Source organism: Streptococcus sp. 2018WUSS126, assembly GCF_044427425.1.
Classification (GTDB): Bacteria; Bacillota; Bacilli; order Lactobacillales; family Streptococcaceae; genus Streptococcus; species Streptococcus hashimotonensis.
This window is the reverse complement of the sequence record NZ_JAOTGB010000005.1, coordinates 71,161-90,515: the sequence shown is the minus strand read 5'-3', so window position 1 is coordinate 90,515 and position 19,355 is coordinate 71,161. Positions and strand designations below refer to the sequence as shown.

Below are 19,355 nucleotides of genomic sequence, written 5' to 3'. Positions count from 1 at the left end.
ATGTCATGGCGCATTGCCAGGAGAAAAATTGGTCGTATATTATTCGTATTCGCGATGGAAATAATTCTATGAAAAAGAGTTTTCATCTCCCTGATACTCCTTGTTTTGATGAGGCATTTGACCTAAATATCTGTCGCAAACAAACCAATGAGATGAAACACCTGTATCGGTACTTCCCTAATCAGTATCATTTTTTACCTAATAATGCCTCCTTTGACTTTCTGCCATGTTCTAGTCGAAAAAGCACCCCGACCAGCTTTTATGAGCTGCATTTCCGAATGGTGCGTCTCGAAATCAAGCCTGGTTTCTTTGAAACTTTGGTGACAAACACCGATTATTCTCCAGAAAAATTAAAAGATCTCTATGCCTACAGATGGGGCATAGAGACCAGTTTTCGTGACCTAAAATATAGTATCGGTCTGACTCATTTTCACGCGAAAAAGAAGGAAGGGATTCTCCAAGAAATCTACGCTCGCTTTATCAACTTTAATGTTTGTAAATGGCTAACCTCACACGTTACCATTAAAACATCAAAGTTAAAACAGACTTATAAAATTTGTTTTTCAGACGCTGTTTATGCCTGTCGAAAATTTCTTAGAGCTGAACTCACTTCCTTCCAATTAGAAACCTACATTGCTAAGCATTTATCCATTATTCGACCCAATCGAACCTTCCAAAGAAAGATAAAAAGCCAGGCTCCCGTAAGCTTCACTTATAGAATATCATAATAGTTAAAAAATTGGGTTAAAAACTTCCTTTTTGTGCGCCCTAAATACAAAAACTATTCCCGTTTTGTCATGAACTGCTCAGACGGGAATAGTTTCTTTAGCTGCTTAAATGCTTAACTTAATGACATTGATTCAATTCCCTGCTTTTTTTCAATGATTAATCAAAATCAACATACTCTTTTTGAAGTTCAAGAACTTCTTCTGCCGTTGCACATTCTGTCAAGGCACGGTGAGCATATTCTTCCATCTTAGCTGTATCAAGTTTCTTCATAAGGCTACGTGTACGAAGTACAGATGTTGCACTCATAGAGAACTCATCCAAGCCCATTCCGACAAGAAGTGGAACAGCTTGTTGATCACCAGCCATCTCACCACACATACCAGCCCATTTGCCTTCTGCATGTGCAGCCTTGATAACGTTGTTGATCAAGCGAAGGATTGATGGGTTGTATGGTTGGTAGAGGTATGAAACTTGTTCGTTCATACGGTCTGCTGCCATAGTGTACTGGATGAGGTCGTTTGTACCAATTGAGAAGAAGTCAACTTCTTTTGCAAATTGGTCTGCAAGCATTGCTGCTGCAGGGATTTCAATCATGATACCAACTTGGATATCATCTGCAACTGCTACACCTTCAGCCAACAAGTTTGCTTTTTCTTCATCAAGGATTGCTTTTGCTGCACGGAATTCAGTCAACAAGGCAACCATTGGGAACATGATACGAAGTTTACCATGTACAGATGAACGGAGAAGGGCACGCAACTGAGTACGGAACATTTGGTTACCAGTCTCAGAGATAGAGATACGAAGGGCACGGAAACCAAGGAATGGGTTCATTTCGTGTGGAAGGTCGAAGTAAGGAAGCTCCTTATCCCCACCAATATCCATTGTACGAACCACAACAGGCTTGCCGTTCATACCTTCAAGAACAGCCTTGTAAGCTTCGTATTGCTCGTCTTCTGTTGGGAAGTCTTGTGAGTCCATGTACAAGAATTCTGTACGGTAAAGACCAACAGCTTCTGCACCGTTATCATTTACACCTTCAACGTCTTTTGGTGTACCGATGTTTGCTGCCAATTCAAAGTGTTTGCCGTCAGCTGTAACTGTTTGAGCATCTTTCAAAAGAGCCCATTCAGCTTTTTGTTTAGCATAGGCTTCACCAGCTGCTTTAAATTCTGCAATCACTTCTTCAGAAGGGTTAATCACTACATCACCTGTGATACCGTTAACAGCCAATACATCACCGTCTTTAACGATTTCAGTAATGTTATTTGTACCCAAAACAGCAGCAATTTCAAGTGTACGAGCCATGATAGCTGAGTGACTTGTACGACCACCAATGTTCGTTACAAAAGCTTTTACAAACTGTTTGTTTAATTGCGCTGTATCTGAAGGTGTCAAGTCATGCGCGATAACGATTGACTCTTCGTCGATAGTTGCTGGGTTTGGCAAGCGAACACCAAGCAAGTGTGCCAATACACGTTTTGCTACGTCACGAATATCTGCGGCACGCTCTTGCATGTATGGGTTATCTTCCATACCTTCAAAGATAGCGATAAACATATCCGTAACTTCTTTCAAACCAGTCTCAGCATTTGTTTTCTTCGCACGAATTGTTTCCTTAATCTGACCAATCATTTCTGGGTCAGCAAGAACCATCAAGTGTGCATCAAATACGGCTGCGGCCTCTTCACCTAGGCTAGCTACTGCGTTCTCACGAATAACAGAAAGCTCGTTTTGAGATGCTTCTAGAGCAGCATCCAAACGAGCTTCCTCTGCATTTGTATCTTCAACTGTAACAGTTTCGAAGGACAAATCTGGCTGAACGAGTAGATATGCCTTAGCAACAGCAACACCATCTGATGCTGCGATTCCTTTAAGCATTTCTGTCATATTCTTATGCCAATCCTTCTTTTTCCATTGTTTCAGTGATAGCTGCGATTGCGTCGTCAGCATCAGCACCTTCAGCAGAGATTGTTACGTCAGCGCCTTGACCAACACCAAGACTCATAACACCCATGATAGATTTAAGGTTAACAGACTTTTCTTTGTAGTTCAAAGTGATGTCTGAAGCAAATTTACTAGCTGTTTGCACAAGCAAAGTTGCTGGACGTGCGTGGATACCTGTTTCTGCCACAATGTGGAAGTCTTTTGAAGCCATATTTGGATTCTCCTTTATTTTTACAAAATTGTGAGTTATTTGTGATAACCCTTACAAAGGACATTATACCACTTTTTGAAATCATTTTCAAGATTTTTTTACCTTTCTTTCATGTTTCCGTCATAAAAAGAGAGGTTCATTTTACTTTTTCTTCATTAAATAGAATCTAGTAGAACTTCTGAAAATTGACTGGTAGATAGATGAGCAACGTCCAAAATTTTAGCAAAATCAAGCGTAACATTTTTATTTATAAAAGCGTCTTCCAAGGCCTGAATAATTAAAGTAGCTGCTTCTTTCCAGCCTATATATTCCAACATCATACAAGCTGAAAGCAAGAGAGAACATGGATTAGCCAGATCCTTTCCTGCAATATCAGGAGCAGTTCCATGTGTCGCTTCAAAGATAGCATAACCTGTCTGATAATTAATGTTAGCACCTGGTGAGATCCCTATTCCTCCGACCTGTGCCGCAAGAGCATCTGATGCATAATCTCCATTTAGATTTGTAAGAGCAACCACTTGGAAGTTTTCCGGCGCCAATAAAATCTGCTGCAGAAAGTTATCCGCAATAATGTCATTTACTACCAAAGTCCCCTCTGCAAGTTCTGTAGCAAATTCTTCTTTTGCCAATTCATAACCCCACTTGCGGAAACCACCTTCTGTAAACTTTTGAATATTTCCCTTATGAACTAAGGTCACTATCTTCAGTTGATGTTCTAAGGCATATTCTATTGCAGAGCGAATGAGGCGTTTACTCCCTTCTTCCGAAATCGGTTTGATACCAATACTTGAAGATTCTGGAAAACGAATATTTACCACTCCCATTTCTTCTTGCAGAAAGGAAATGACTTTGGCAACTTCATCTGAACCAGCCTCCCATTCAATACCTGCATAAATATCTTCTGTATTTTCACGAAAAATAGTAATATCTGTCTTTTCAGGCTCTTTCAGCGGACTTGGCACCCCCTTAAAATAGCGAATCGGGCGCACACAGGCATACAAATCTAATTCTTGACGAAGTGCAACATTAAGAGAACGATGACCTTTCCCAATCGGCGTCCCCAAGGGACCTTTGATTGCAACTAAATACTCACGGATTATTGACAATGTCTCATTCGGCAAAGAAGTTCCCGTTAATTCATAAGCCTTTTCTCCTGCAAAAACCTCCCTCCACTGAATAGAACGTTGACCTGCATAGGCTTTTTTCACTGCAGCATCAATAACTTTTTGACTGACTGACCAAATATCCCTGCCAATACCATCTCCTTCAATATAAGGAATAACGGGACAATCTGGGACAATTAACCGTCCCTCTCTCATCAGGATTTTTTCTGCCATATTTACCTCTTTCCAATCGGGATGTAAACCAAATTCCTACCACCTAAGTAGGAAGAGCGCGGACGAATCAATTTATTATTTTTCCGTTGTTCCTGGACATGTGCAATCCACCCCGCCATACGGCTCATTGCAAAAATCAATGTAAAAATATCACTATCAATACCTAGCACATGGTAAACTGTCGCCGAATAAAAATCTACGTTTGGAATTAAACCTTTTTTGTTTTTAATAAAACTCTCTACTTCCTCTGACAATCTATAAAACGCCTCGTCGTCTGTTCCGAATGTCAAATCACGCGCCATCTCCTTCAAATACTCTTGACGAGGATCAACCGTTTTATAGACTCGATGACCAAATCCCATAATTTTTTCCTTCGAATCCAGCTTCTTCTGCAAATATCTCTCGGTATCACCACTCTCACGGATAGCCAGCAACATGTCAAACACTCGTTCATTTGCACCACCATGCAATGAGCCTTTCAGAGTCCCAATTGCCGTGGTGACACAAGAATATAAATCCGTTAACGTTGATGCCGTGACACGCGCAGCAAAAGTAGACGCATTCAACTCATGATCAGCATGAAGCACCAAAGCTTTGTTAAACGCTTTGATTTGCAAATCACTCGGCTCCTCACCGTTCAGCATATAAAGAAAATTCGCCGCAAAACCAAGATCAGCCCGCGGTTCGATTGGAACCAATCCGCGTCTCAAACGAGCAAATGTTGCAATAATCGTCGGAACCTTGGCCATAATCTGAATAGATTGTTCATACAAAGCTTCTAACGAATTCTCCTCAGCGTGTACATTATATACTCCAAGGAGAGATACTGTCGAACGCAATACGCTCATAGGATGCAAATGTCGCCGCGATTGAATCAGAATACATTGCTCTACCGCATCTGAAATCGCATATTCTTTTCGCAGGCTTTTCTCAAAATAATTTAATTCAATCTGAGTTGGCAAATGCAGGTTCCACAGAAGATAGATGACTTCCTCAAAAGAAGCGTTATTCTCCATCAATTCAGCAATGTCATATCCTGCATAGGACAAGCGGTCATTTTCAATTGCACTGATTCGCGTATCACAGGCAATCGCATCTTTTAACCCATTCGTTTCTGTCATACCTTTCCTCCTAGTTTCTTTCTTACTACCATAGGTAAAATACCTCCGTGGCGATAATAACGAATATCCGCCTCCGCATCAAACCGCACCAGAGCTTGAAACTCCTTTGTAACATCGTCTGTTTGCGCATGGACTGTTACAATTTGACCAACACCGACATCTTCTGGCAAGTCGATTGTATAGCTTTCGTGTCCAGTCAAGCCAAGACTTTCTGCCGACTGACCTTCTAAAAATTGTAAAGGAAGAACACCCATCATCACTAAATTTGAACGGTGAATCCGCTCAAATGACTCAGCAAGAACAGCCTTCACACCAAGTAAACTTGAACCCTTGGCTGCCCAATCACGGCTTGACCCCATCCCATAGTCTTTACCAGCAATAACAATACTACCGACACCAGCTTCCTTATATCTCATAGCCGCATCATAGATTGGAAGAATCTCATCGCCAACTCTTGTCCAACCACCAATTTTTCCATCTGCCAGCTCATTCTTTATACGAATATTTGCAAAAGTCCCACGCATCATGACTTCGTGATTTCCACGACGACTTCCATAAGAATTAAAATCCTTATAAACAATGCCATTCTCTTCGAGATAACGAGCGGCTGGACTCAATCGTGTAATATTCCCTGCCGGGGAAATATGATCTGTCGTTACAGAATCGCCAAATTTAGCCAAAACAGATAAATTTTCCAGTGGTTTTATGGATAAATCTGCCTGCATATTGTCAAAATAGGGCGGATTTTGAATATAGGTAGAAGAGGAATTCCAATTGTAATTCTTATCTGTCTTTGTTTCAATCGCATTCCAAGCCTGACTATCTGTAAATACCTGTTGGTATTCTTCCTTATAAAGGTCACGAGTCACATAACGCTCAATGTAGTCATCTACCTCCTCACGACTTGGCATAATGTCCGCAAGGTAGACAGCTTGTTGCTTCTCATCATACCCCAGCGGTTCCCTTGTTAAATCTACATTCATATTTCCCGCAATAGCATAGGCAACAACAAGCGGTGGGCTCGCTAAGAAATTAGCTTTTACCAATGGATTAATCCGTCCTTCAAAGTTACGATTTCCAGATAATACCGCAGAGACCAATAAATCTTCTTCCTTAATCGCCTCTGCTACTTCAGGACGCAGATCACCTGAGTTACCGATACAAGTTGTACAACCATAACCAACCAAATTGAACCCTAAGGCATCTAGGTAGGTCTGCAAACCTGATTTTTTCAAATAGCCAGTCACTACTTTTGAGCCTGGTGCCAATGACGTCTTGACCGTCTTAGAAACCGCCAAACCTTTTTCTACCGCATTTTTTGCCAGTAATCCTGCCGCCAAAAGGACATACGGATTGGATGTATTTGTACATGAGGTAATCGCCGCAATAGCAACATGACCTGTTTGAATTTGCTCCTCTCCTTCAACATACTTAACCGTGGCTGTTTTATCTAACTCTGCTTCCTCCAAACCAAATCCACGCACACCTACTTCACGTATTAAACTAGCCTGAAACTCCGCTTTTGCATCTGTTAGTTCTATCAAATCTTGTGGTCTTTTAGGACCAGAAATAGATGGAACTACTGTCGATAAATCCAATTCTAAAACCTTGCTATAAGACGGAAAACGTTCAGCATCATAGAATAAATAATTAGCCTTAGCATAGGCTTCTGTCAACTCCACGTGCTCCTCCGAACGGTTGGTCAATCTCATATAATGTAAAGTTTCTCCATCAATCGGGAAATAGCCACAAGTCGCACCGTATTCTGGAGCCATATTGGAAACAGTTGCTCGATCCGCTAATGTGAGAGAAGATAAACCTGGTCCAAAGAACTCGACAAACTTCCCAACTACATTTTCCTGACGTAGAAGTTGAGTGACCTTAAGAGCCAAATCCGTTGCAGTAGCAACCTTAGGCAATTGCCCTGCTAGGCGAACACCAATCACCTCAGGGATAGGAAAATAAGATGCTTCACCCAACATTGCAGCTTCCGCCTCAATACCACCCACACCCCAACCAAGTACACCAATACCATTAATCATGGTCGTATGACTGTCTGTACCAAACATAGAATCTGGATAAAGCAAGCCATCCTTGTTGATAATAACATCGCTTAGAAATTCAATGTTTACCTGATGGATAATTCCTGTCGCTGGAGGCACAGCACGATAATTTTCAAAGGAATTCTCTGCCCATTTCAGAAATTCATAGCGTTCATTATTTCTTTCGAACTCTAAGGCAATATTTTTCTCCAGAGCATCTTCAGTCCCAAAAAAATCAACTTGAACAGAGTGGTCGATGACTAAATCCACTGGAATTTCTGGGTTAATCAATTCAGGGGTTCCACCTGCTTTCACCACCGCATCACGCATGGAGGCTAAATCTACCACAACAGGAACACCTGTAAAATCTTGCAAAATAACACGACTAGGTTTAAAGGGGATTTCTCCTTTAGGAGATGCCGCCTGATAATGAAGCAACTCCATTATGTGATTTTTTGTAACGTCTACGCCATCTTCTTTTCTTAAAAGACTTTCTAATAAAATACGAATAGTATAGGGAAGTGAATGAATATCCACTTTTTCTTCCGTTGAAATCGAATCCAATGCATAATATGAATATTCTTTCCCTTTATGAAACAAGCTTTTTCTATGTAATTTTTCCATATTTGATAACCTCTTTCAGCATTATTGAATAGTATAGTACAAAATGTAATATATATTCAATACATGTATAACTATAAATGTTATATTTTGTAACACCGTATGTTTCCTTCAAAATATTATGACATTTGCAGAAAAGCTAATCTATATTTTACTGAGAGATTGTTAGGGTTATCAAACTAAATAGAAACAGCTATGTAAACGCTATTTTTCGACTTAGCGACAATGAGCAAAGGTACAATATATGGTGTTTTATAAAAATATTATGCACTATATTTTGTGATTTTAAATAAACTTCCTTCTTGACTTTAACCTTAAAATCTTGTATCCTAGATTGGTAACAAAATTGGGATTTTTTATTAATCCCTCATGGACAAAGGAGAAATTGAATGGTAACGATCTATTCAAAAAATGATTGTGTACAGTGTAAAATGACCAAGAAATTCTTGGACCAACATAGTGTAGATTATAAAGAAATCAATCTAGATGAACAGCCTGAATTTATCGATCACGTAAAAGGTCTCGGTTTCTCAGCTGCACCTGTTATCGAAACTGAAAATGATGTTTTCTCAGGTTTTCAACCAGGAAAACTAAAAGCCTTGGTTTAATTCCCTACTGTTTATAGAAAGAGATTGCGACTATGAGTTTAAAAGAGCTAGGCGATGTGTCCTACTTCCGTTTAAATAACGAAATCAACCGTCCTGTTAATGGGCAAATCCCACTCCACAAGGACCAAGAAGCGGTTAAGGCCTTCTTTAAAGAAAACGTCCTCCCAAATACCAAGCAATTTGATAGTATTTTAGACAAGATTGCTTATCTATTAGAAGAAAATTACCTTGAAAAAGAGTTTTTGGACCAATACAGTCCAGAATTTATCATCAAAATTGATCAATTCTTGAAAGACCAAAATTTCCGCTTCAAGTCATTCATGGCTGCCTACAAGTTCTACAATCAGTATGCCCTCAAAACAAATGATGGAGCCTATTACTTGGAAAGTATGGAAGATCGCGTTCTCTTCAATGCCTTGTATTTTGCAGAAGGAAATGAAGAGTTGGCCTTGAACTTGGCTAACGAAATGATTCACCTTCGTTACCAGCCAGCAACACCTTCTTTCCTCAACGCAGGTCGTGCCCGTCGTGGTGAGTTGGTATCATGTTTCCTCATCCAAGTCACTGACGATATGAACTCGATCGGACGTTCTATCAACTCTGCTCTGCAATTGTCCCGTATCGGTGGTGGTGTTGGTATTTCCCTCAGCAACTTGCGTGAGGCAGGTGCTCCAATCAAGGGCTATGAGGGGGCGGCTTCTGGGGTTGTTCCTGTTATGAAACTCTTCGAAGACAGCTTCTCCTATTCTAACCAGCTTGGGCAACGCCAAGGGGCTGGGGTAGTGTATCTGGATGTTTTCCACCCAGATATTATTTCCTTCCTTTCGACTAAGAAAGAAAATGCCGATGAGAAAGTTCGTGTGAAGACCTTATCACTCGGTATCACCGTTCCTGATAAATTCTACGAATTGGCACGTAAAAACGAAGATATGTACCTCTTCAGCCCATACTCAGTTGAATTGGAATACGGTGTCCCTTATAGCTACCTTGACATCACAGAAAAATACGATGAATTGGTGGCAAACCCTCGCATTCGTAAGACAAAAATCAAGGCACGTGACTTGGAAACAGAAATTTCCAAACTCCAACAAGAGTCTGGCTATCCATACGTTATCAACATCGATACAGCTAACCGTAGCAACCCTGTTGACGGCAAGATTATCATGTCAAACCTCTGTTCAGAAATCCTTCAAGTTCAAACACCAAGCATTCTAAACGATTCTCAAGAATACTTGACCATGGGTACTGACGTTTCATGTAACCTCGGTTCAACCAATATCGTCAACCTAATGAAGTCACCTGATTTTGGTCGCTCTGTTCGTACAATGACACGCGCTTTGACCTATGTCACAGATCATTCACACATTTCAGCTGTACCATCTATTGAAGCAGGAAACAGTCAGGCGCATTCTATCGGTCTTGGTGCCATGGGACTTCATTCTTACTTGGCACAGAACTTGATTGATTACGGATCAAAAACTGCCGTAGAATTTACCAACATCTACTTCATGCTCCTCAACTACTGGACCTTGGTAGAATCAAATAACATTGCCCGCGAACGCAAGGCAACCTTCCATAATTTTGACAAATCAAAATACGCAGACGGCACTTATTTCGATAAATACGTGACTGGTGACTACCAACCACAATCCGAGCGTGTCAAAGAACTCTTTGAAGGGATTTTCATTCCAAGCGGACAAGATTGGGCTGACCTACGTGAGAAAGTCATGGCAGATGGTCTTTACCACCAAAACCGACTAGCTGTTGCTCCAAATGGATCTATCAGCTACATCAACGATGTCTCTGCTTCTATTCATCCAATCACACAACGGATTGAAGAACGCCAAGAGAAGAAAATCGGTAAAATCTACTATCCAGCAGCTGGCTTGGCAACAGAAACTATTCCATTCTACAAGTCTGCCTACGATATGGATATGCGTAAGGTCATTGATGTCTATGCTGCTGCAACAGAACACGTCGACCAAGGTTTGTCACTCACTCTTTTCCTTCGCAGCGAACTTCCAAAAGAACTCTATGAATGGAAAAAAGAGAACAAACAAACTACACGTGACCTCTCTATCCTTCGTAACTACGCCTTCAACAAAGGTATCAAATCTATCTACTACATCCGTACCTTTACCGATGACGGCGAAGAAGTCGGCGCAAATCAATGTGAAAGTTGTGTGATTTAACGTAGCAAGATTAGCTGTTGATAAATCAACTAGCTAATCTACGCTAACCGCTATAAGCGGATTAGCTAGCTACCTCACTAACTCCGAAACTGAAGAAATATCGTCTTCAGTTTCTACGTGTCGTAAGACATTGATGCTAAAGCATCAAATGAATGAACGGTACTGACTACCTTACGACACTGTCGTTCATGATGTGAAGCAACTAATGAGCGCTCGATTAAAAATCCCTTTTAGGGGATTTTTTTACAGGCTACTATCTATTTGTGATATAATATTTGAAGTATAAGAAAAAGAAAGAGAATATGATGGAAACCTACTACAAAGCTATAAACTGGAACGCCATTGAGGATGTTATTGACAAGTCAACTTGGGAAAAGTTGACCGAGCAATTCTGGCTCGATACACGTATCCCATTATCAAACGACTTGGATGACTGGCGTAAACTTACTGCTGAAGAAAAAGACCTGGTTGGTAAGGTCTTTGGCGGTTTGACCCTCTTGGATACCCTTCAATCTGAAACAGGTGTCCAAGCTCTTCGCAACGATATTCGTACACCGCACGAAGAAGCTGTTTACAACAACATCCAATTCATGGAGTCAGTCCATGCCAAGTCTTACTCTTCTATCTTCTCAACCTTGAACACCAAGTCTGAGATTGAAGACATCTTTGAATGGACCAACAGCAACGAATACTTGCAACGCAAGGCAAAGATTATCAACGAAATCTACGAAACAGGTACACCACTTGAAAAGAAAGTAGCCAGCGTTTTCCTAGAAACCTTCCTCTTCTACTCTGGTTTCTTCACGCCACTCTACTACCTTGGTAACAACAAATTGGCCAACGTTGCGGAAATCATCAAGCTGATCATCCGTGACGAGTCAGTTCACGGTACCTACATCGGTTACAAGTTCCAACTTGGTTTCAATGAATTGTCCGAGGAAGAACAGGACAAACTCCGCGACTGGATGTACGACTTGCTCTACCAACTTTATGAAAACGAAGAAGGCTACACACGCTCTCTCTATGATGCAGTTGGCTGGACTGAGGAAGTCTTGACTTTCCTTCGTTACAATGCCAACAAAGCCCTCATGAACTTGGGACAGGATCCACTCTTCCCAGATTCAGCAGATGATGTCAACCCAATCATCATGAACGGTATCTCAACCGGTACATCTAACCACGACTTCTTCTCCCAAGTTGGTAACGGCTATCTTCTTGGTGAAGTGGAAGCTATGACAGATGATGATTATTTATATGGGTTGTAGATCTGGAAAAATATCATTTCTATTTTTCCGTTTTATAGTCATTTTGTTTCTCTTTAATTACTTCGACGAGCGTGGATTTCCAACTTCAAACACTCCACCGGAGGGTTTGAACTCGCTTTGCCGTACTCTGCAGGGGTGACTTGCTCCGCAAGTGCTATCTCCAACCTTGCACAGTCACTCGACTGTACAAGCTGTCTGCAGCTCGTTGCCTAGTACTAAAAGACTATAGAAATCTGTTGAGTTTAAAATCATATATATAATATTAATATGCAATCTTGATAAGATTGGCATAAAAATAGGAATTCTCCCACCAGTTAAGGGAAAATTCCTATTTTTTTGTATATATTAGGCGATTCAAGGAGGGTTTCAGTGAGCTCTCAATCAGAATATTCTACTTCGTTCTGCTCCTCTTCCTAAGAAGTAAAATTTAACTTAACTTAGAATGTAGATTCTTTCCAATGAACTGTACAATCTAAAACCTGCTGTCGTTCCACTTGGTTTCCACCCTCAATCTGATTGATCAGCATCCTTGTTGCTTGACACCCTTCTTCAAAGGCGGGTTGAACAATGGTAGAGATCGTAGGGGATGAAAAATTTGTCCATTCAGTATTGTCAAACCCCAAAAGACCAACCTGAGGAAAGTCATATTTAAGTTCTTTCATAGCATTAAAAACTAAAGGTAACGCCCAGCAATTCGGAACGAACACTAGGGTCTTTTCCTGAGGATTTACCACCCCTTGAAGAAAACGTTTAATTTCCTCTATGTCCGTATTTTCATCTGCAATTGTTAAATCTTGATAACTTTGTTTACAATCTAACAAAGCATCCATAAACCCTGTAGCTCGTTCAATCCGTGTACTTAAGCGACTAATGTCAGCTGTAATAAGAATAAATTTTTGATAGCCATTTTCTACACATAGTTGAGTTGCATCATAGACAGCATCGTAATTATTTGTCTTAATCCAACTGGTACGATGTTCGTAAAGTTGACTGTCAAAGAAAACCATATGCTTTTTCTTATCCTCAATAATGCGCGAATATTTTCTAAAATGCGATGTCGGCTGAATAATAAAACCATCTACACCCAACATCAGCATGCTCTCAATATACTTATCTTCGCTTTCTTGATTGTAATTGCTGTTTCCGATGATAACTTGATAGCCACTCTTATGCGCTTCTTCTTCTATACCTTTGACAATTTGATTGGAAAATGTATTTGTAATATCTCCAATCAATACTCCAATCAACTTAGTATTTTTTGAATTTAGGCTCCGCGCGACAACGCTGGGTTTATAGTCTGTTTCGCGAATGACTCTCTCAATTCTTTCGCGTGTCTCTTTGGACATCTTTTCATATTTACCATTTAAGTAAAAGGAAATTGTTGTTTTTGAAGTCTGAGCCAGTTCTGCAATATCTTTGATGGTAAACTTCTCTGACACCTTACCGATACCTCCTTTAGTTACTTTATTCTATCATACTATCCGTACTTTATCAGTTATTTCGCACAGAAATGACTGTATTTTTCTGTCCCTTCTAATTTTTGAGTCGGACAACTTGTCTCTTATCCCTATCCACTACTAAGCACTTACCTCTCAACTTATAACCAGCCACTTGAAGTAATTTCTCTCCCTTGTATATATCATTATCAGAAACCACTAACAGAATATTCATTCCCTTTCCTTGACAGCTAAAAGCCAAACCACTTTCTATCAAATGATAGTCTGTTTGGTAAACTGGCAATTGCTTGACACGAATTGCTTCATCTGCTAATAGAGTAAATGTAACTAATCGATCTCGAAAACTCTCTTTTTTGACCAGTTTATTGGTCTCTACTAGTTGGTTGTATCGGGGAGAACGCACGGTTTTCTGGATTTCAAAATCCTTTTGGCTATATAGCCGAAGATCATTTAACTGCTCTTCTCCAATCTTGACCCTTTCATCTAAAATCAATTGACTGGTCAACTCATGCTGGCCTGAGCAATCAACGCTATCCACTATCAGCAATAAATCGCCTCCAACCATAAGGAGCTGTCGTTTATGCCAGTAAGGCAAGCCTTGGCTGGTCTGAGCCTGATAAATGCCCTGCATCCAATGACAGCGTTCAAAAACCTTATAACTGTGACTAATAAACTGAGGATACGTGTCATATTCCCATGAACCCTTTATCTGCTCTGGAGCGTTGTCATCAAGGATACAAGTGCTGTGAGCCCAAGCACTTTTAAGCAAGTAGCGCTCCTCGCATTCACGGTAGCTGAAACGACCGCTGTCGATGATTATCGGTTGTCCTTTGTGGTAAAAGCACAAGCTGTTTTGGTCAGAATGACTGTGGGCACTTCCCATGGGACCGGCCTTGAAACATAAATAGCTGTCCACTTCTTTGACAATACTGTGACCTGATTCAGAAAAATGTTGTCCCCCTGACGAGCTGGGTTGAGCGGTCAAGTGTTCAAATATGCGCAAGCCATTTTCTCCGACCAAGAAGAGAACGCCTAAATCTAGCTTGGAATTATCTACTAGGTAGGTGCCATCTTCAAAGAAAATCGCAGTCATCTGTAAGATGTCAGAAGTACAATGAACATCGCTATCGCCAAGAGCCACACTTTTACCATCTGGTCCCGTCATCTGTAAGACATAGTCTGCCATCTTTTTCAAAATAGGTGTCCACTGTTTTCGATAATCTGGCAAGCAGAAAGCTAGTCTTAGCAAGAGTTTATAAACTTCCACATGGTAGAGAAAAGACTGCTCAAACTGAGTTCCATCTTCCAATATCTGAGTTTGAATTTGCTCTTCGATTTCCTGACGAGCAAAATGGTGAAGCTCTACTAAATCCACCTGATCGCCGATATAAGCATGGGCCAAGAGCATTGCGCCAGTCTGGAAAATTCCCCAATTACTCAACGTATCTTTGGCACGGTAATGACTGTGAAGATAAAATAATTGTTTTTGAATGGATACTAACAGTTGGCTACGCTCAGCTTCACTTAGTCCGCCCCAATCAATTAAAAATGGGAGAATATTGAGCCAGCTTAAACAACGGATAGCTGTATCTAAGGTGCGACTGCTCGTTCTTTTAGGATACCAATCTGTCACTTGTTCTATCCAACTAAAGATAAACCGTTTAACCTGCTCCATGTAGTGCGAATCTTTTTCAACCAGATAGGCCAAAACTAATTTCCACAAGTATTCCTGCCGATTGAGCATAAAGGTCCATTCCTCATCCCCATGGCAGTCGGCTGTCCAGTCAAGAGGAGCAAGATGATACCCGACTGAACAAGGTTCCATATCCCAATTGTCTTCAAAGATAAAAATATCATTTAATAAATTTTGACAGGAAAGGAGAAGCTCTTTATAAGCTGCATCTTGTTGATTGAGAATATAGGTTTTGACCGACTCTGCTGACTGATTAGCTACTATTTTTTCGAATATTGTTTGCATAACAAGTCCTTTCTCTATTGCTTCTCCAAAAGAAGAGAGGCTGGGCAAAGCCCAGATCCACTCCTCAAAGTTCATATCAACATCTCAGCGCAGTGATTGTTCGGCTTTAACAGTTCAGTGGACTGTTAAAGGTTGGAGATAGGAGTTCCAAAACAAATCTCAGCAATTCGTATTTCATACTCCGAATCTGATCTAATCAACTATGCGGGGGTGGGAGTGAAACAGTCTGGGGATAGACTGTTTCAGCTCAACAACTAGAAATAAAGACTTGTTGACGAACTTTTTTATCCGTCGAGTTCTTTCACGCTCCCCCTTCACCCACGAATTTCATTTAGGAGTGCGATCTGCGACACTTGAAATCCACCACTGCCCCCAAGGTTAGCAAACCTAAGAAACCAAGACCTAGACTTGCTTCTTCTCCTGTCTGGGGCAGACGGGGCTTACTCGGCTTTGTTTTTTCAGCGGCATGATGAACCACTTGTTTCACCTCTGGACTTGGTTGGTTTTCCTTGAGTTGTTTTTCTTCTTTTTCTGTTTTTTCGACACTTCCAGTTTGTTTATCAGAACCTTCTGGCATAGTAACCTTCCAGACAGTGGATGGATAAGCCGCCGTTGGCTCCATCTCAACAGTCAGACTGGAACCTGCCTTTGTCAACTCAATGCCATTCTTTACGGTTCGGGTAGACGGATTGTAAAAGGCGATGCGATAGCCACCTTCGACTTTCTGAATGGTATACAAACCGGCATCTGTTAAGGTAATATCATCTGTCAGCTTGTAGGCTGTATCCGTGTATTTCACAACGCCCCAGACATTCTGTTCTTGGTCGTATACCACTTGCAAATCCCTGTCTTGATGAAGCAATTTCACACTAGCAGCTGCCTGATTTACTTTTTCCATAGATTGGTTTGGAACAAGGACATAAGCATAGTTACTTGATGTTTGTGCATGTTCATGCCATAGGCTAACAAAGGAATTGCTCACTTCTTCTTTGGACTGATTGTGGTTGATGTCGCTCCATTTGCCGGTTCGCTGATCTAACTTGGCATGAGTCGGCAATTGGTTCAAGAAGACATAGCCGATGGACTGATTGTCCTTGCCATTGGTCATGTAAAAGGATTGAGTCTTATCTGTCACTACTTCTTTGGACAAATCAACTGGCTGGCCATTTATGTAATAGCTATATTTTTCTCCGGTCAAGAGTTTACGATTTTCAATCGTTGTCACGGCGCCTTGAGCAGATTGATGCTGTATATCAGTACCTAGGAAAACAATCTTATTTCCCAGAACAATCCAAGCCTTACGAGCAGTCAGACTATTGTTCCAGTTATTGAAATCCATTGCAATCGTCGCCAAGCGGTTGCCTAACTGGCTTGCTCCAACAAAGTCACTTGCAAGAGTTACCTCGCCACTGCCGTCTTCTCGTTTGTCCTTGGTCGTTGTCGTTCCCGGTAAGCGATACGGGTCAACTGTTGCCCAGTAGTGGTTACTGTAATGACTCAAATCATCATTGTAGAGGTAAAACATACCATCTGCTGTATACCAACCCTTGCGGTTTTCATTGTTCATATCTTCATAGTTTTGAGTTCTAGAAGAGTACATGGACAAAGCAAAGGTAAAGCCTTCTTGAGCACTTCGATAAACAAACTTATCCATATTGTTGAAGGCTGCAATATAATCTTTATCCACTTCAGCAGGGATTTGATTATCAGTTAAAAGCTTGTTGACCAAATCAATATCCTTATAGGATTTGAGGCTGCGGTAGCTGTCATAGAAGGTATCAGAGGTCAGCTGCGCCTTAACAAAGGAGAGAAGTTTGGTTTTTTGCTCAGGCTGAGCCGATTCTGCAATACGGACCAAAGACCTTAAAATCTCCATGGCCTGAACATGTGATTCACCAGTTGCCCGACTGATGGAACGACCGCGGGTCATATCCATCAATTCACCGCGAACCAATATTGGCATAAAGGCTTTTTCAATCCATTCATAAAGAATGTTGGTCTGTTCTTCCTTGAGGGCAAACTCCGTTGGCTGAATAACTGGTAGTAACTGTGAAAAACCTTCAATGAGGACATTTCCGTACGCTCCTGTGTAGGCAACATTGGTGTGGTCGATAAAGGAGCCGTCCTTGTAGAAGCCCTCTCCCTTATCTACAAATTTCATAATCGTTGTCAAACCTTGCGCACCAGCCCTCACACGGTCAGCATCTTCGCGAAGAGCTCCTTCCAAGATGGCCACCTTGCTCAAATCCGTCTGATTACCACCCACTGCTGGAACAGGATTGGACAAGGTTTTACGAATAGTGGTTGGATCTGGCACAAATTTTGAAATCGGTTTGGTATAGGTTAGAATCTCCTCCTGACTAAAGTAGGGATACATGTAGATTAATGTATTGACAACTGCACGCGGAGTCCCAATTTCATAATCCCACCAATTCCCATCAATTGACTTATTTTCATTATAAACATTGGTGTAAAGCCAGTTCATTCCTTTTCTGACCAAATCGGTAAGTGAGCGGTCGTGGTAATAGGCTGAGTCTGGATTCTCAACTACTTGAGCCATCTGCTCCAAGCGGCGATAGACCGTTGTCAGGTGGCTGGATTTACTAAAGTCAATATCGTTGAAAATCGTTTTGCCCTGCTCTGTTGGTTCAACCCATTTTTTAAGAGAAGAAGCTACGCCGGCATCTAAACGCCCTAGAAAGGCTTTCATCTGAGTATCATTAGATTGGTAGCGTTTATTGGCTAAAGAAATATCTTCCCAGTTGTTCCTTAAGGTATCAAAGACTGTTGCTTGATGCTTCGTAACTGTCAGCTCGAAACTAGATAGTTTAGTGTCTTTATCATAAATATCTACCTGAGTTTTTCCAGCCACAAGCGGACGAATCATATTTTTCTCCACAGTGGCCACAGTCGCATCTGCAATACGATAGGTCAGGTCTGGGCGAACAGGCAGGTAAACCTTATTGCTGGCAAGGGTAATTTCCCCTGTTTCAGGTTGGACAAGTTCTGGGCTTGACTCTGGTGTTTCTGGTGTTTTTTCAGCATATTCTACCAGCGAGATGTTATCCAGCCAGGCTTGACCTATACCATTCTCAAAAAACAGCTCTACCTTCAATTTACGAGTTTCGGGAGAAACTGTTAACTCCTTCTCCACCTTTCTTTGTTGTGTACCAGCCACAAAATTTGTGAAAGTAAATTCTTGCGGGCTCAAATCCTTGCCTTCTGCAGTCAAACTGCGCAAGCGAACACGAACACCGCTTCCCTTCAGATCCTTGGTTTCGACATCATAGCTAAAGAGGTAGCGCTTGCTAGGATCTACATCCACTGTTTGGTGCACTGCCACTCGGTAAGTATTTGTTGAAGAAATATGAAGTTTCCCATCATCAATAGAAACAGCTCCATTTTCTTTTTTAATATCATTCGGAATCCACGTTTCCCAGTCTGTGGCAGCCGATTTTTTCCAGTTTCCTGATGGTGCCGTTGTACTGATGAACTCCCCATTGGCTACTAGGTTCTTCTCTTCTTTTGTCGCCTGAACAGCTTGCGGACTGGCAACAGTTTCTGCAGCGGTGCTTGAAGGCTGGCTTTCTGTTGACGTAACAGGACTAGCTTCAGAGCTGACCTCACTTGTCGTTACTGGTTCTGTCGTATGATTAGCTACTTCTGTCGCTTCTGAAGTTGTTTCCACTAACTGACTAGTTTGTGGACTAGCTGTTTCTGTACTTGGCAACTGATTGGCTGCAACCCTTGTTCCCAATATAGACAGCGCAATAAGAGCTGAACAAACTCCAATTTTATATTTACGAATGCTATAATATCGCTTCGTTTGACTGGTAAAAATCCCCAT

Annotated in this window: 12 protein-coding genes; 4 read left to right on the top strand and 8 right to left on the bottom strand. The window is 41.2% G+C overall.

Annotated elements, in window-relative coordinates:
• Window positions 1-728 (top strand): transposase (locus tag ODU34_RS03200; RefSeq protein ID WP_398578323.1); only part of this gene is annotated, 728 nt, incomplete at its 5' end.
• A gap of 157 nt (window positions 729-885) precedes the next feature.
• Here ODU34_RS03200 and ptsP read toward each other — a convergent pair.
• From ptsP to acnA, 5 genes are all read right to left on the bottom strand, one after another.
• A complete protein-coding gene (gene ptsP, locus ODU34_RS03195) occupies window positions 886-2,619 on the bottom strand; it encodes a phosphoenolpyruvate--protein phosphotransferase (RefSeq protein ID WP_014637790.1) in 1,734 nt (577 codons plus the stop codon).
• A gap of 4 nt (window positions 2,620-2,623) precedes the next feature.
• A complete protein-coding gene (locus ODU34_RS03190; RefSeq protein WP_002936050.1) occupies window positions 2,624-2,887 on the bottom strand; it encodes a phosphocarrier protein HPr in 264 nt (87 codons plus the stop codon).
• A 155-nt stretch (window positions 2,888-3,042) separates the two neighbouring features.
• Complete coding sequence (gene icd, locus ODU34_RS03185) at window positions 3,043-4,224, bottom strand: NADP-dependent isocitrate dehydrogenase (RefSeq protein ID WP_105178650.1); 1,182 nt, start codon at window positions 4,222-4,224, stop codon at window positions 3,043-3,045.
• A gap of 2 nt (window positions 4,225-4,226) precedes the next feature.
• A complete protein-coding gene (locus tag ODU34_RS03180; RefSeq protein WP_029171369.1) occupies window positions 4,227-5,345 on the bottom strand; it encodes a citrate synthase in 1,119 nt (372 codons plus the stop codon).
• Window positions 5,342-8,011: an aconitate hydratase AcnA gene (gene acnA / locus ODU34_RS03175; protein WP_105178649.1), complete on the bottom strand. Its 2,670-nt coding sequence runs from the start codon at window positions 8,009-8,011 to the stop codon at window positions 5,342-5,344. The genes ODU34_RS03180 and acnA overlap by 4 nt, the downstream gene beginning before the upstream one ends.
• A 386-nt stretch (window positions 8,012-8,397) precedes the next feature.
• Between acnA and nrdH the strand changes: the two genes are divergently transcribed.
• From nrdH to nrdF, 3 genes are all read left to right on the top strand, one after another.
• Complete coding sequence (gene nrdH / locus ODU34_RS03170; protein ID WP_004299071.1) at window positions 8,398-8,616, top strand: glutaredoxin-like protein NrdH; 219 nt, start codon at window positions 8,398-8,400, stop codon at window positions 8,614-8,616.
• Window positions 8,617-8,648: 32 nt separating this feature from the next.
• Complete coding sequence (gene nrdE / locus ODU34_RS03165; protein WP_024384832.1) at window positions 8,649-10,808, top strand: class 1b ribonucleoside-diphosphate reductase subunit alpha; 2,160 nt, start codon at window positions 8,649-8,651, stop codon at window positions 10,806-10,808.
• A 305-nt stretch (window positions 10,809-11,113) separates the two neighbouring features.
• Entirely contained in the window at window positions 11,114-12,073 is a 960-nt protein-coding gene (gene nrdF / locus ODU34_RS03160) for a class 1b ribonucleoside-diphosphate reductase subunit beta (protein ID WP_002936057.1), read from the top strand.
• A 437-nt stretch (window positions 12,074-12,510) separates the two neighbouring features.
• On the opposite strand, the gene ODU34_RS03155 is transcribed toward nrdF, so the two are convergent.
• The 3 genes from ODU34_RS03155 to hylA form a co-directional block, all read right to left on the bottom strand.
• Window positions 12,511-13,512 carry a LacI family DNA-binding transcriptional regulator gene (locus ODU34_RS03155; protein ID WP_105178648.1) on the bottom strand — a complete coding sequence of 334 codons (1,002 nt, stop codon included), beginning with the start codon at window positions 13,510-13,512 and terminating at the stop codon, window positions 12,511-12,513.
• 94 nt (window positions 13,513-13,606) lie between these two features.
• Entirely contained in the window at window positions 13,607-15,583 is a 1,977-nt protein-coding gene (locus ODU34_RS03150) for a heparinase II/III family protein (protein ID WP_169050999.1), read from the bottom strand.
• Between the two features lie 256 nt (window positions 15,584-15,839).
• Window positions 15,840-19,355 carry a hyaluronate lyase gene (gene hylA / locus ODU34_RS03145; protein ID WP_105178647.1) on the bottom strand — a complete coding sequence of 1,172 codons (3,516 nt, stop codon included), beginning with the start codon at window positions 19,353-19,355 and terminating at the stop codon, window positions 15,840-15,842.